This is a genomic window from Methylobacterium sp. A49B, from assembly GCF_053346215.1.
In genome coordinates this window covers 89,692-101,875 of sequence record NZ_JBKFBO010000043.1, presented here as the reverse complement: position 1 = coordinate 101,875, position 12,184 = coordinate 89,692, and the positions used below count along the sequence as shown (strand labels likewise).

Sequence of the window (12,184 nt, the reverse complement as noted above, 5' to 3'; positions counted from 1 at the left end):
CTCTCCCGCTACCGGCGAGCTACACCACCTCCAGGGACACGACCCGCACTGACGTCGGCGCCGTCGGCCGGTAAGCTCCCGCGCCATGCACAAGCTCGCGCCGGCCAGCCTCTACCGGCTCCGCACGCTCGCCCAGACCGGCCCGCGCTTCTACCAAGTGAGCGCCTACATGCGCCGCATGGAAGTGCTGGGATTGATCGCGGCCACGGGTCGAACGGATCCCGCGACGGACAGCGCTGAGTACAGGATCACCGACGCAGGCACGGCCGAGCTGGCAACGCGCTACGGCTCATCCTCGACGAAGCCTCGCGACGACGTCTGACCGCTGCCATTTCGCCCCGGGCCGATTGCGGCCCGTTCGGGCAGCCGGCGACCATCTTGTAATCAGTCTTCGGAGCCCTAACCTTTCCTGTAATCAGCTTGCAGGAGCCCTTCAGATGCTAAGGCTGCTGGACAACCGGGATGGAACCTACGCCATCTATTTCGGCGAACAGGAACTGATTGCGGGCCTGAATTATCGCCAAGCCGTTCGCTTCACCCTCAGGTCGCACCTCCTGCCGCAACGGTAGTGTGCGGTCGCGGCGGCGCGCGCGAAGAGGGCCCGTCGCGGCCAGCCGGGCGGGCGCTCTGTTGATAGTTCAGCGCAAGTCTCGACCCATGTCGTGATCGCTGCGATCGGCATTCAATGATCGAAATACCCCCGCACAGCTGTGCTTGCTGGGTGAGACGGTCGATCGTTCCGGTGTCGAGGGACGTTCCACACGCAGGCAGGCGTGCCGGTACCGATCGACTGGCTCTCCGCCGGTCGGACCGGGGCGTCGCTTGGCCTCAAGGCGTCAGGTGCCACCATCGCCCGTCGTCCTTCCGCCTCAACTGCACACGCTCTCGCCTGCCAGGTTGCGGCCGACTGAGTTCAGGCCCGTCGTCTCGCTTCGAGGTGTTATCAGCATTCAGAGGAGATGAACCCAGGACGATTTAGGCGATTGAGCTTTCATGGAGGTAGCCATGACGCCATTCCGCACGCAAATCGCCGCATCGATTTTGATTTCGTTGTCGACGGGCGCCGTGTTCGCTCAGGCAGACCGCACGAAGACGGGCGTTGATCCGCTCTCGACTGAAAAGGCGCCGAACACCACGGTGGTCGGGCAGACCAAACCGCCGAGCCGGGATGCAAGCCCAACATCCACCACGTCGATCGAGCGCAAGACGCCGCGTCAAACCGTGGACGACGCTATCAGCACGAGGGTCTGCGTCGGATGCGGCGGAGAACCCGCCACGACAGGTGCCCTTCCAGTGGCACCCGCGCCCGCCGCGCCGTCACCCGTCCTGCCCCCTCAAACGCGCGATGTTCGACTTGACGAGTTGCGCACACCGTCCGAACCCAAGAAGCAACCCGATCTCGACACCTTCGCTCTGGCCTCGGCGCATCGCGAGCGGGCGGAGTCGGCGCAGGAGAAGACCAACGGCCTGTGGCAATCCTGGCTGGTGTCGGTTTGTGACGGTTGCGGCGACCAGAAGCCGGCCAAGGCCCTGAAACTGGAAGACTGGCCGAACCGCACCGCGCCCCTGACGACCGGCTCAGTGGATCAGAAGACTCCAGCCGCGAAGATAAACCACGCCGAGGCCAAGCGGATCGCGGTTCCTCATCAGCGGAGTCTGGAAGCGGATCTCTCGCCGGACATCGTCGACTCGATCCGGCGGATGCCGCAATGACGATGAGGCAGAGCGAGTCCGTCGGGAGTCCCGGCCGGCGCCCTCGTCCGCCCTCTCCGAAGCACCACGTCCGGAGCGAGCCTGTCGATGATCGAGACGCGATCCTCCGCTGCCTCGGTGCGCCGGCGGCGATGCGGCGGGTACGGTCAGATCAGATAGACCGTACCGTGCTCCTTGAACGCCTTCGGGCAGTTGCTCTCATCGACCAGGCGCTGGGCTTCCGCGAGTGTCAGGTGCCGATCTGCCGCCACTTCGGCGAGGGTCATCCATCTGGTCTGCATGTCCGTCCTGCTCCTGATTTGGCAGTCAACGGCGCTGGATGCGAATGGTTCGGGCGCACGGAAAGGCCCTGAACGGCCCTGTGCCGGGCGGCACCGTCCGCGAAGTCGGCCGCCGACGCCGCGGTCCTGATCGGCGCCCCGCCGGGGCCGCGCATCCGACGGGTGAGAGATCCACGAAGAGCACCCTATCCGGCGGCAGATGGCGGCCGGAGCGGTGGATCGAACCGGCTCCAGGGCGGACGTGAGCGCTCCCTCCGTCTTGTCGCAGCACGAAAGCTGCTTCTGTGGATCGGGGACTTCTGCACAGGCGCCTTGATCGATCGATTACAGTTCAATCGCCTAACGCGACGGTAATTCACCTCCCGCAGGATGCCTCGCCTGCGAGGAGTGAGTCATGCGGACGTGGATGGTGGCGGGGGCGGCGATCCTGGCCTTGACGGTCGGCAGCGACGCCGCGCAGGCGCGGGGTGGCCGAGGGTTCGCGCGCCTGTTCTCCGGGCATTCCCACACGTCTTACCGGTCGGCCGCCCTGAACCAGCCGAGTCGAGTCCATGCAGAGCCGAGAGCGGGCATTCTCGGCTACCGGCCCGCGCTCGTCCTCGCACCGAAACCGGTGGCTCCGGTCGTCGCCGCGAGCGCTGCGCTTCCCGCATCCTCAGCCGAGACGCTCGTGCCGGACGTCCCGGCCGCGCCGCCGACCCACGTCGAGACCTCGCCGCCCGCTCCGATTCGAGAAGCGCGTGCGCTCCGTCCGTCCTGCGCACCGGGGAGAATGGTCGGCGGATCAGGGAGCGAAGGGACCGGTTTCTGCCTGATCAACTAGAGCGCCCGCCGCCGAAATGGACGCCTGTCAGCGCCGGAAAGCGCGTCACACCACAGGCTCGGAGCCGTGCCTGATCGCGACGCGCACGGTACACAGGGCCGGGAATCCCTGGACCGGCTCTCCAACCCTCGACCTCATTCTGAGGTGCCGGCGCTCGGCGCAGGCCGCGAAGGAGCCCTCCAGCCAGCCGCGGGATCCCTGCAGGCCTCCTTCGCGGCCCGCTGACGCGGGCACCTCAGGATGAGGGATCTGAGTGGGATCACCCCACACGACGTGCTGTCGCGTACGGTGTGCACCGCGATCAGGCGCGCCTCTGTCGGCGTGCGACGGCTCGTCGGCTGATGCGGCGCGAGGCTCAGGCGCGTGAAGCGCCGGGCACGACGGCCGTTTCCGTGCGCGCCCCGGCCGCGCCTCCTGCGGCGATCCGGGGCGGCCGCGCTCACCTCCCGCGCCCGCTCTTGAGAAGGACGAGCCGGGTGAGCTCTGCCTGCCGGGACACGCCCGTCTTGCGGAAGACTGCGCGCAGCTGGGTGCGCGCCGTGTCGACCGTGATGCCGAAGCGGTCGGCGGCTTCCTTCAGGCTCACGGTACCGTCGAGGTTCGACGCGAGCCGCGCCTCGGCGGCCGTGAGCCTGTAGTCCGTCATCAGAATTTGCTGAAGGTCGGCGGATCTGCGGGGCTTCGGGCACCGGCGCAGGACGAGGAGCGCGAGCTTGGGCGGCAGCACAAGCAGACCCAAGCGTCCGGCGCTCAGGAACTTCGGATCGACGGTCATCGTGCAGGCGGCGAAGGTTCCGGCTGCCGTCGTGATAGCCGGAGCTGCCGAGAACGGCCCCAGCGCAGCGTCTGGAGCGCACGTGGTGGCCACTGCGCCGCGGATGCTCGCGAGAAGGTTGCGATCACGCACGTCCAGGATGTTGAGACTCCCGCACCTCAGGATCTTGCCATCCCGCAGCAAAGCTTCCGCCGCTTCGTTCGCGCCGTAGATCCGCATGTCCTGCGCGACCAGGAGCGCTGGCTCGACAAGAGCATCGAGGAGGGAGCTTCTCAGCCGCCTCGGTCCCGCATGGCGACTGGCGTCGAGCGTCCGCCGGATGCGTGGACCGAGGATCTTCAGGAGAGGCTCGTAGATCCCGTTGGCGGACTCAGCGCGTCGAAGGTCGTAGTGCAACGAAATGAAGCCGAGGCGGCCATCGCTTTCGGCGATCCTCATGCCGCTCGACGCGTCGGCGCCTCCGGCTCGAGACAGCCAATCCGTGTAGAACTCCGTGTGCGCAAACTCGGAAGCCGGCAGGAGTCGTTCGCTGAAGATCGGCTGCATTGCCGGAGCAGCCAGCATCACCGGCATCCAGGGATTGATGGCGTTGTAATACGCGGCATACCGGGCAACCACGCCGTCTGGCCAGCCGGAGGAGGTCAGCGGCACGGCGCTTTCGCCGAGGATATCCACCACCTGGATGCCGGTTTTGCCCCCGGGCACGGCGGTCGCGAAGGCCGCCATCACGTCCTCCCACGCGTCGGGATCGAACGCCGCGCGATCAATCAGCGCTCCAATATCTTCAGCAAGGGCGACGACCCTGGGATTGTGATCGTACAGCGGTCGCATCCCGGAATACCCCGCAGGCCGAGTGCTGAGGCCTATTCAGCCATGATGCCGTTGCCGAGATCTGTTTTCAAGACAGCCTTCAGTGTTGGATCAGAAGCACCGGCCCGACGGCGAACATCATCGTTCACCTGTGAAATTGGCCCGACCGACCGCCCGGGACACGCAGAAGTGTTCGCACCCTCGACCTGTCCGAGGGCGACCTTGCGGGGGCGGCCTGGACGCGACCGGCCAGACCCCGGCCGGCCAAACCCCGGCCGGCCATGTCCGCGGCCCCACATGTCCGCGGCTCCACATGTCCGCGGCTCCACATGTCCGCGGCCCCATGAGGAAGCCCATGTCCGTCGTATTCGACCTGGACGGAACGCTCGCGCTGACCGAGCCTCGCGCGCACGTCCGCGCCGGTCCCGGGCGCAGGGATTGACGCGGCTTCCACGCGACCTGCGACCAGGATGAGCCCTGCCATCCGATCATCCGGACGCTTCTCGCCCTCGACGCCGCCGGCAACGCGGTCGAGATCTGGTCCGGCCGCTCGGACGCGGTGAACGACACGACCACCGCGTGGCTAAGCGCGCATGGACTGGGGCACATTCCGGCCCTCCGGGTGTCGCGCGCAGTCGTCGGGCCGCGTGCCTGCGCGATGCACGGCCTATAGCCCTACCGGTCCGGTCGCGGTGCCCCGGCCACGCCGCGCATCGGAATGCGTCCGGACCGCGTCTCCGGGAAACCGCATCAACGGGTGCGCACCGCCCGCAGATGCTGGCCGTGCGCGCGAGGGCTCGGGACCGGCGAACCCGTCGGAATCCCCTGACGACGGGAGCCGGATCGGAGCCGCGGCGGTGCGGCGTTGCGCCATGGAACGTCGCACCACCGCGCCGCCTTTCCCGCCCATGCGCTCGGCCAACGCCACCGCGCCTCGACCTGGAAAGGCCTTCAATGCTGAAGTTCGCGCGTGGATCAACGGCGCTGGCGCTGCTCGTCATCGCGGGGCCGGCCTTCGCCCAGGGCAAACCCCTGGCGCCGCCCGCCAGCGATGCGATGCCGCCGGTTGAGCTGACGATCAGCCTGAAGGACGGCAAGCCGGTTTGCGACCCGGCCGAACTCCGCCTTCCGGCCGACACGAACGTCGCGCTGAACGTCGTCAGCAGCGCCGACGTGCCCGTCACGATCACAGCGCCCGGCCAATTCGAGAACGGCCTGGTCCTCCACGCGGACGGCGACCTCGTCCATGTGGCGAGCGAGAAGGGTTACACCGTCAAGCAGAACGGCAAGGGTACGCTGCGGCTGCGGACGATGAAGGCCGGGCAGGAGACGTATGCCTGCACCAGCACCCGCAACATCGATGCGCCGTTCAAAGGCAAGCTGGTCCTGAGCGCGCCCGCCCAGTGAGACCGCGACCTTCGGTGCAGCCATGAGCGACGCTACGGCCGACCAGCATCTGAGCGCCTACTACGATGGCGGTTGTCCGCTCTGCCGCGCCGAGATCGACCATTACCGGCGCTGCGCGGGGGCGGATCGGGTCGCCTTCATCGATGTGGGGCGCGTCGTCCCGGCGCCGGCCCTCGGGCCTGGCCTCACCCGCGACGCAGCCTTGCGGCGCTTCCACGTGCGCGGCGCGGATGGAGGCTTGGTCTCCGGCGCCGCCGCCTTCGCCCGCCTCTGGCAGACCCTACCCGGCTGGCGCTGGCTCGGCCGCCTGATCGAGCTGCGCCTGCTCGGCTTTCAACCCGTGCTGGCCGTCGCCGAGTGGGCCTACCGGCTGTCGCTGCCCCTGCGTCCGCGGCTGGCGCGACGGCTTGCCCGAAGGCGGTCCGGCGGACCGTAGACCTGCCGCGACCATCGCGACGCATCGCGACAGATCACGGCCCATGGCGCCACGGGGCGACGCCGGGCATCCGGTCGGTCCCACGACCGCCCGTGTGGATCACGTGCGGACGGTCGCGCGGGAGCGATCCCGAACGGGCCTGGGTCCCGTGCGCAGCCGCTGCCACGCCGGTCGGTCAACCAGCGCCGCAAGACTGGACCGAGGCCGAACGTGTCCTCGATTGATCGACATGCAGGAATAGCCGCGGGCGATGGGGTGGCGGCCTCATGCGCGCGCCGTCCGCGCTCGCCCAGCGGATCGAATGGACGCGAAGACCGATTCCACGACGGGCCGATTGGGCGTATCTGTATACGAATCACGATCCTGGCGACGACGGTTGTCTGCAACGGAGGAAGCTATGGGCCTGCTCGCATTCATCCTCATCGGGGGTCCATGGGTCGCGGCAACGGCGTGGCTTTGGCACCGCGAGGGCGGCCTCGAAGCGTCCCGGCGCGCCCTGCAGGGTGAGACTGCGCACAATCGCTGACGGCTTCGGTCGGCGCGCGCCCAGGCTGGCCCCGCCCCGGGCGGGACCTTGGCCGCCCGTCCCCATGCTGTTCAGGCAGGACGAAGGCGCGACGGAAGGCGAGGGGCCGAATTTCGCGCCGCGGGGAACAGGCCGCCCGGGCTCTGTCAGAGCGGCGCGGGCGGCCCGCAGCCGTCCGATCCGGCGGTCGCAGCGCGGCTGATCCGGCCCGTCAGGTCTCGGTGAAGACCACGCCGAACCGGGCTCCGGTGCGCCGGACGACCATGCAGCGCCGCGACGTCTGGTCGATCGCGGTCAGCAGCGTGAAGGCTTCCGGCACGGCATCGTCATCGCCGGCCTCGAGCAGCGCGCCCGTATCCGACATGTTCCAGACGAGGCACCGCAGCCGCCGACCGGACTCGTGATCGAGGATGTGCCCCGCGCTGAAGCAGTCCGTCCTGCCGGACAGGCGTTTCTCGGTCGTCATGGGCGCTCCTGCAGATTCTGCCACCATTCAAATATTGGCTCCTATTGATGCAAAGCTTCCCGCCAATGAAAGGCATCGAAATCCTTCACGTCGTGCTTACTATCGAATGAATGAAGTCGCGCGATATGTATTGATCGTCCGGAAACGGTCACGGTGCCGCAAGGCGGTGAAAGGCGCCGGTTTCGATCCAGGATGATCCGGCGCCCCGCCGAAGGGGGAGGGCGTTTGGAGAGCGATGATCCGACCGCCGAAACCGCGGGCGGCGGGTCGTCCGCGCTGCCGTCGCCCTGGTCACGCGGAACAGGATACCGGGTTCACGGCTGAGCCTCGGCTTCGTCATCCCCGCCGGTGGCTCCGGTCGCGGGCCCGGGGCGGTAAGCATCGAGCGTCGCGTAGGCGTCCGTATGGGTCAGACCCAGGCGCTCCATGTCGGTCAGCAGGGCCAGGATGTCCGCGTCGACCGGTTCACCATTCTCCTTGCGCTCGATCAGCGTGTTCACCAGTTCCAGGTCGTTGATCGCGGTCGCGTCGGGTTCGTTCGGATCGGGGAAAGCCATGGCGGGTCTCACACTGCGTGGCCCCTGGAGTTAGGTCGCGGCCCGAGCCCCGGCCACACGCCGCCCGCGCCGCTCCCGGAGGAGCCGCGCGGGCGGTCCCGGCGGGCGGGCGTGGAGGCGCGATACCGCCCCGGCGGGGAGGCGGTGTCAGGCGGCCAGGCGCAGCTTCTCCCTCTGCCGCAGCCGGATCGGGACCGCGTCCGCGGGACGCGCCATCAACTGGTCGAGTTGCGAGCAGTGCAGGGCAGTCACACCCCTGGCATGGGCCATCGCGAGCGCTGCGCCACTGAAGCGACCGTTCGTGATCACGTAGGCGGCCGCGCAACCGCTGCGCTCGGCGGCGGACGCGACCGCGTTGACCGGCAGGCATTCGAGCTCGCGGGTCGTCCACGCGAAGCGCGCGACGAAGCGGTGCCGGTCGCGGATCAGGACGAAATCGTCGTCCTCCTGATAATCCAGCCGCCAACCCAGGGACTTGAGGCAGCGCAGCATCAGCACCTCGAAGCTCTCGGGCGAGACGCTGACGCGATCAACGAAGGTCCAGGATTCGATCTCCCTCTCCAGGATCGAGGCAAATTCCGCGTACAGCGCCCGTCGAAAGCTCCCGATCCAGAAGAAGGCTCGGACCGGCCCCGGCACGTATGCCCGGTGAAGCCGCCCCAGCTCCGCATCTTGAAGAAACTCGAACTCGGCCCGGCTCTTGGCGTGGCGCTCCCTCCAACGGCTCTCGATGAGCAGTCGCTCGGCATCGCGCCTCAGGGTCTCGCGACATCGGGCGGAGGCCCGGGCGTGCAGATGCAGATAGGCGATCAGCAGCAGGGCCGCCGTCACCCAGAGGCCGAGACACGTCGCAAACATGGCGGCGAGGCTTTACGAATTGGGCAGGTTGGACACTTATCGGCCGCAGACCTTAATCAGACATTGCTGAGCAAATTTGGTTTCCCTTTGCTTTCGCAAGTCTTTGGAGATGGTGAACGCATCCTTCGCGGCGGCAGCGCGAACGGCGGATCGGCGGCGGAAAGCGATGGTCATACGCTGACCGTAGCGGGACCGGCATGGTCCGGGCGTATGCGGTCAAGTGCGCCCGCGGTCGGGACTCGGCGCTCCGGCAGCAGCCCCGATCGACATGGCCCGACGACCCTGCCCCGGAACAGCCCCGGCCTTGAGCCGCGATACGCCGTGCCGCTGCGGCGTGTGGATCACTCTGCCGAACGAGCGGCTCGAGGGCCGCATGGTGCAGCGGGCATTTCCGCCTCCCCTCGCGCGGCTGTTCGCTCCGGGTTCTGGGATTGTGGTCCGGGGCAGCCCTCATCGTCGGCGGAGGCGAAGCCGAGAAAGGCAGGATCCAGCTCGTGCATGAAGCACGGGGGCGAGCTGTACGTGCCGAACTCCGATGCTGTCGCGTCGGATGGAGCGCCCGACGTCGTCGCCCGTGCGGTCATCGAAGATTTCGTCCTCGGTATCGAGCCAGCCAAGTCACAGATCCGCCGGCTCTGATTGCTCCGCGAAGGTGAACATGACGTCCCCGGTCCGCTCGCAGGATACGCTGACCGAGGTGGCCCCGTTCTGCCCGCGCTGGATGGGAAGCTGAGCCTTAGCATGGGCGACGGCGGCCTCGAGGTCGCAGGGCCAAAGCTTGGTGGAGCTCACCCGTTTGCCTTTTCGAAACGTAATCTTGTACGCCATCGTCTCCTCCTTTTTTGCGGAGGATACACCTTTTAACCGGGTGGGCACGTCCGTTGATGACATAGCAAGGATGCGTATTGGACGGCGAGCACCGCTGAACTCACATCTCAAGACGCTTGCGATCTTCGGCAGCGAGTCTGACTGCACCGCGGTCGGCGCCCCGGTCCCGCCCAAAGCGCCACCGCGTCCCCCGGCCACCGGTGCCACCGGACGATCCGGCGGCACCGGTTCCGAACATCCACACCCCTCACTCGGCCGAGACGGCCGTGGCGACGATGCGCGGGGAAGCGGGAGCGGTCGGCACGAGACGCGGCGTCGTGGCCAGCTCGGAAGCCGGGCGGACGGTCGCCGTGGCGCGGGCCTGCTCGCGGTAGAGCGGCGGGGTCAGGTGAATGGCCTCATCCGCCCGTGCGGAACCGACCACGGATCCGGCGGCGATGGCGATGAGGGCGACGGTACGAAGGGTCATGATCCTGATACCTCTCGATGGTCCGGGCTCGTGCCCGGGGTCGAGCGATATCTACGCTGCACAGCAACATGATCCAAACAGATTGGATCGATATCTAAAATTGATGGTATCAATATCTAAGTGAGGTCGCTGCGTCTCGGCGGTATTGCGAACGCGCCCTTGGCGTCCAAGCGGCGCAGGCGATCGCGCCGCGGGCAGCGGCCTTCCCGTCCGGATGCCTGAATCCAAGAGATCCGGCCCGGTGCCCATCCGCTGATCGGCTTCCGGCGCAGAGGACGCTGTGCACGGGACCGGTTGCCGTCGTGGTCGCGCTGTGTTGACCCGTCAGCGGCACCGGCGGACCGCCGGATCATCCCGGCCGCCATCCACACCGCCATCCGCGCTGACCAGCACGGCGCGATCCGCTCACGCCGGCACCGGACGCTCAGCGGCCGAGTTCGACCGGGATGCTGAGATCGGCCACGCCCGACAGGCCCAGCAGGGCGGAGGGCGGCGCGGGAAGGGGACCGACACCCTGAACGGCACGGAGCGCGCGCTGATCGAGGTCCGGCGAGCCGGAGCTGTCCTCGATCTCCACCCGCTGCACGGATCCGTCCGCGGCGATCTGCACGCGAACCACCGCGCTGCCGGCGGCCCGGCGCGACCCTGGCTGCCGCGCGGCCTGATCCGCGGCGTCGATCCGCGTGACGAGACGGGACAGCCAGTTCCGCACAGCGCGGTCGGAACGTTCCCGCGCCGGAGCGGGGTCGGCCCCGGCGATCAGGAGCAGGCCGAGCACGACGATCCCGGGGATGAGCACGCGTGACGTCATGCGGGGACAGGGGCTCCGTGCGCGCGGGAGGAACGACCGACCCAACCGCACGGGCCTGCCTCACGCGACTCCGGATAGCCGGATGCCGTCAGGAAACGGTTACGGATTTCCGGCCCTTCGGACCCGCGGCGGCCAGCATGACATCGTCGCTGCCGACTTCGAGCCCGGTATAGCCGAGCATCTCCGCGAGCTGCGTCCGGGCGCGCCAGACGCGACTCTTCACCGTGCCGATGCGGCACTTCATGACCGCCGCGGTCTCCTCGTAGGTAAGGTTCTCGATCGCCACGAGGACCAGCGCCTGCCGCATGGACGGCGCCAGACGATCGAGGGCGGCGCGCACGTCGCTCAGGTCCAGATGTCCGCCCTGCTCAGGCAGCGAGACCATCCGTTCCGCCTGGGTGCCGTCCTCGTCCTGCACCTCGCGGCCCCGCTTGCGGTGCTCGTTGTAGAACTGGTTGCGCATGATCGTGAACAGCCACGCCTCCAGATTGGTGCCCGGCGCGAAGCTGGCGCGCGAGCGCCACGCCCGCAGCAGCGTGTTCTGCAGGAGGTCGTCGGCGCCGACATGGTTGCGCAACAGCGAGCGCGCGAAGCGCTGGAGGTTGGGCACCATCCCCAGGAGGGAGGCCTGGAACGCCGTCTCGCGGCCGTCCTGCGCCCGGCCGAACGCGGCGTCCAGCAGCGTCAGGAGTTCGGCGAAGCGGTCCGCGATGGGCGGCTCGGCCGCGTCCGGCGCATAGGTCGCTGCGAGCAGATGGCCGAGATGATACTGGACGCTGTCGGGGAGCCGAGGCGCCTGCGTGTCGATTGTATCATCGTCGAGCGTGAGTGCGAGCATGACAGCCGATCACCTGAGAGGGACGAGAGCATGGGCTCAGCTATAAGTCTCAGAATATGCAGCCCCTGCCGCAACATAGATCAGCGTAAATATCGATCTTCAGACTGATCTATGATACCATGCTTGGCAGTTTCAGCGGATCTGAAATCCGAGAAAACAGTCTAAGTTTGGAAGCATCGGACGAACATCTATTTCCCGGCCCGCCGTAGGCGGCGCACCGCACGCAACAGTCTCAGCCGCGGCGCCATCGAGACTGCGACGGCGAGGCCGGGACCAACCCGGAAGACAGGACGACGCGTATGAGCCGACTCACGGAGCTTGAAGACGACCCCGCCTTCCGGGAGGCGGTGCTTGCGGTGCGGGGCGCGGCCAGCACGTTGAGCGGCCGGGCCGTCACGGTGGAGGAGGCCCGCTTCCTGGTGGGAATCGCCCTGACGACCTTCGCCCATGCCGGCGGCCTGAACGAACCGAGCCGCAGCCGACTGGCCCGTTTCTCGGAGACGCTGGAACAGGGCACGGTCGTCGAGTCATTGACGAAGCACTGAGCCCTGCGTCACGGCCCGAAGCGTCCCGGGATGTAACGCTC

At 67.9% G+C, this 12,184-nt stretch carries 15 protein-coding genes; 7 read left to right on the top strand and 8 right to left on the bottom strand.

Features of this window, described 5'->3' with window-relative positions; all coding sequences use genetic code 11:
- Positions 1 to 85: 85 nt before the first annotated feature.
- The 3 genes from ACLBX9_RS03730 to ACLBX9_RS03720 all read left to right on the top strand — a co-directional run bounded on the left by ACLBX9_RS03730 (position 86) and on the right by ACLBX9_RS03720 (position 1,713).
- Entirely contained in the window at positions 86 to 322 is a 237-nt protein-coding gene (locus ACLBX9_RS03730) for a hypothetical protein (protein ID WP_010686056.1), read from the top strand.
- Positions 323 to 437: 115 nt separating this feature from the next.
- Positions 438 to 569 carry a hypothetical protein gene (locus ACLBX9_RS03725; RefSeq protein ID WP_010686055.1) on the top strand — a complete coding sequence of 44 codons (132 nt, stop codon included), beginning with the start codon at positions 438 to 440 and terminating at the stop codon, positions 567 to 569.
- Positions 570 to 1,005: 436 nt separating this feature from the next.
- Positions 1,006 to 1,713, top strand: a complete 708-nt coding sequence (locus ACLBX9_RS03720; RefSeq protein WP_447717949.1) for a hypothetical protein — start codon at positions 1,006 to 1,008, stop codon at positions 1,711 to 1,713.
- A 146-nt stretch (positions 1,714 to 1,859) separates the two neighbouring features.
- On the opposite strand, the gene ACLBX9_RS03715 is transcribed toward ACLBX9_RS03720, so the two are convergent.
- Positions 1,860 to 1,994: a hypothetical protein gene (locus ACLBX9_RS03715; RefSeq protein ID WP_010686053.1), complete on the bottom strand. Its 135-nt coding sequence runs from the start codon at positions 1,992 to 1,994 to the stop codon at positions 1,860 to 1,862.
- Between the two features lie 1,262 nt (positions 1,995 to 3,256).
- A complete protein-coding gene (locus ACLBX9_RS03710) occupies positions 3,257 to 4,423 on the bottom strand; it encodes a helix-turn-helix transcriptional regulator (protein WP_010686051.1) in 1,167 nt (388 codons plus the stop codon).
- 933 nt (positions 4,424 to 5,356) lie between these two features.
- On the opposite strand from ACLBX9_RS03710, the gene ACLBX9_RS03705 reads away from it, so the two are divergent.
- Both ACLBX9_RS03705 and ACLBX9_RS03700 read left to right on the top strand, forming a co-directional pair.
- Complete coding sequence (locus ACLBX9_RS03705) at positions 5,357 to 5,809, top strand: anaerobic typically selenocysteine-containing protein (protein ID WP_447717948.1); 453 nt, start codon at positions 5,357 to 5,359, stop codon at positions 5,807 to 5,809.
- A gap of 22 nt (positions 5,810 to 5,831) precedes the next feature.
- Positions 5,832 to 6,245, top strand: a complete 414-nt coding sequence (locus tag ACLBX9_RS03700) for a thiol-disulfide oxidoreductase DCC family protein (protein ID WP_447717947.1) — start codon at positions 5,832 to 5,834, stop codon at positions 6,243 to 6,245.
- A 737-nt stretch (positions 6,246 to 6,982) separates the two neighbouring features.
- Here the strand turns inward: ACLBX9_RS03700 and ACLBX9_RS03695 are convergent.
- From ACLBX9_RS03695 to ACLBX9_RS03685, 3 genes are all read right to left on the bottom strand, one after another.
- Entirely contained in the window at positions 6,983 to 7,237 is a 255-nt protein-coding gene (locus tag ACLBX9_RS03695) for a hypothetical protein (RefSeq protein ID WP_039894279.1), read from the bottom strand.
- A 314-nt stretch (positions 7,238 to 7,551) separates the two neighbouring features.
- On the bottom strand, positions 7,552 to 7,794 hold the full coding sequence (locus tag ACLBX9_RS03690) for a hypothetical protein (protein WP_447717946.1): 243 nt from the start codon (positions 7,792 to 7,794) through the stop codon (positions 7,552 to 7,554).
- Positions 7,795 to 7,941: 147 nt separating this feature from the next.
- On the bottom strand, positions 7,942 to 8,652 hold the full coding sequence (locus tag ACLBX9_RS03685) for a restriction endonuclease (protein ID WP_447717945.1): 711 nt from the start codon (positions 8,650 to 8,652) through the stop codon (positions 7,942 to 7,944).
- 498 nt (positions 8,653 to 9,150) lie between these two features.
- Here ACLBX9_RS03685 and ACLBX9_RS03680 point away from each other — a divergent pair, with 498 nt between their 5' ends.
- Positions 9,151 to 9,291 (top strand): hypothetical protein, encoded by a 141-nt coding sequence (locus tag ACLBX9_RS03680; RefSeq protein ID WP_158169111.1) that lies wholly within the window; start codon positions 9,151 to 9,153, stop codon positions 9,289 to 9,291.
- Positions 9,292 to 9,727: 436 nt separating this feature from the next.
- On the opposite strand, the gene ACLBX9_RS03675 is transcribed toward ACLBX9_RS03680, so the two are convergent.
- The 3 genes from ACLBX9_RS03675 to ACLBX9_RS03665 all read right to left on the bottom strand — a co-directional run bounded on the left by ACLBX9_RS03675 (position 9,728) and on the right by ACLBX9_RS03665 (position 11,598).
- Positions 9,728 to 9,949 carry a hypothetical protein gene (locus ACLBX9_RS03675; protein WP_010686043.1) on the bottom strand — a complete coding sequence of 74 codons (222 nt, stop codon included), beginning with the start codon at positions 9,947 to 9,949 and terminating at the stop codon, positions 9,728 to 9,730.
- A gap of 424 nt (positions 9,950 to 10,373) precedes the next feature.
- Positions 10,374 to 10,760 carry an energy transducer TonB family protein gene (locus ACLBX9_RS03670; protein WP_010686042.1) on the bottom strand — a complete coding sequence of 129 codons (387 nt, stop codon included), beginning with the start codon at positions 10,758 to 10,760 and terminating at the stop codon, positions 10,374 to 10,376.
- Between the two features lie 88 nt (positions 10,761 to 10,848).
- Positions 10,849 to 11,598 (bottom strand): sigma-70 family RNA polymerase sigma factor, encoded by a 750-nt coding sequence (locus ACLBX9_RS03665; protein WP_447717944.1) that lies wholly within the window; start codon positions 11,596 to 11,598, stop codon positions 10,849 to 10,851.
- Between the two features lie 299 nt (positions 11,599 to 11,897).
- Between ACLBX9_RS03665 and ACLBX9_RS03660 the strand changes: the two genes are divergently transcribed.
- Positions 11,898 to 12,143 carry a hypothetical protein gene (locus ACLBX9_RS03660; protein WP_010686040.1) on the top strand — a complete coding sequence of 82 codons (246 nt, stop codon included), beginning with the start codon at positions 11,898 to 11,900 and terminating at the stop codon, positions 12,141 to 12,143.
- Positions 12,144 to 12,184 lie beyond the last annotated feature (41 nt).

What these genes read in the sequence shown, in the direction of transcription:
- ACLBX9_RS03725 (WP_010686055.1), top strand. Translation starts at nt 438, where the DNA reads ATGCTAAGGCTGCTGGACAACCGGGATGGAACCTACGCCATCTATTTC.
- ACLBX9_RS03675 (WP_010686043.1), bottom strand. Translation starts at nt 9,949, where the DNA reads ATGACCCTTCGTACCGTCGCCCTCATCGCCATCGCCGCCGGATCCGTG.
- ACLBX9_RS03665 (WP_447717944.1), bottom strand. Translation starts at nt 11,598, where the DNA reads ATGCTCGCACTCACGCTCGACGATGATACAATCGACACGCAGGCGCCT.
- ACLBX9_RS03660 (WP_010686040.1), top strand. Translation starts at nt 11,898, where the DNA reads ATGAGCCGACTCACGGAGCTTGAAGACGACCCCGCCTTCCGGGAGGCG.
- ACLBX9_RS03730 (WP_010686056.1), top strand. Translation starts at nt 86, where the DNA reads ATGCACAAGCTCGCGCCGGCCAGCCTCTACCGGCTCCGCACGCTCGCC.
- ACLBX9_RS03710 (WP_010686051.1), bottom strand. Translation starts at nt 4,423, where the DNA reads ATGCGACCGCTGTACGATCACAATCCCAGGGTCGTCGCCCTTGCTGAA.
- ACLBX9_RS03680 (WP_158169111.1), top strand. Translation starts at nt 9,151, where the DNA reads ATGAAGCACGGGGGCGAGCTGTACGTGCCGAACTCCGATGCTGTCGCG.
- ACLBX9_RS03695 (WP_039894279.1), bottom strand. Translation starts at nt 7,237, where the DNA reads ATGACGACCGAGAAACGCCTGTCCGGCAGGACGGACTGCTTCAGCGCG.
- ACLBX9_RS03720 (WP_447717949.1), top strand. Translation starts at nt 1,006, where the DNA reads ATGACGCCATTCCGCACGCAAATCGCCGCATCGATTTTGATTTCGTTG.
- ACLBX9_RS03685 (WP_447717945.1), bottom strand. Translation starts at nt 8,652, where the DNA reads ATGTTTGCGACGTGTCTCGGCCTCTGGGTGACGGCGGCCCTGCTGCTG.
- ACLBX9_RS03715 (WP_010686053.1), bottom strand. Translation starts at nt 1,994, where the DNA reads ATGCAGACCAGATGGATGACCCTCGCCGAAGTGGCGGCAGATCGGCAC.
- ACLBX9_RS03700 (WP_447717947.1), top strand. Translation starts at nt 5,832, where the DNA reads ATGAGCGACGCTACGGCCGACCAGCATCTGAGCGCCTACTACGATGGC.
- ACLBX9_RS03670 (WP_010686042.1), bottom strand. Translation starts at nt 10,760, where the DNA reads ATGACGTCACGCGTGCTCATCCCCGGGATCGTCGTGCTCGGCCTGCTC.
- ACLBX9_RS03690 (WP_447717946.1), bottom strand. Translation starts at nt 7,794, where the DNA reads ATGGCTTTCCCCGATCCGAACGAACCCGACGCGACCGCGATCAACGAC.
- ACLBX9_RS03705 (WP_447717948.1), top strand. Translation starts at nt 5,357, where the DNA reads ATGCTGAAGTTCGCGCGTGGATCAACGGCGCTGGCGCTGCTCGTCATC.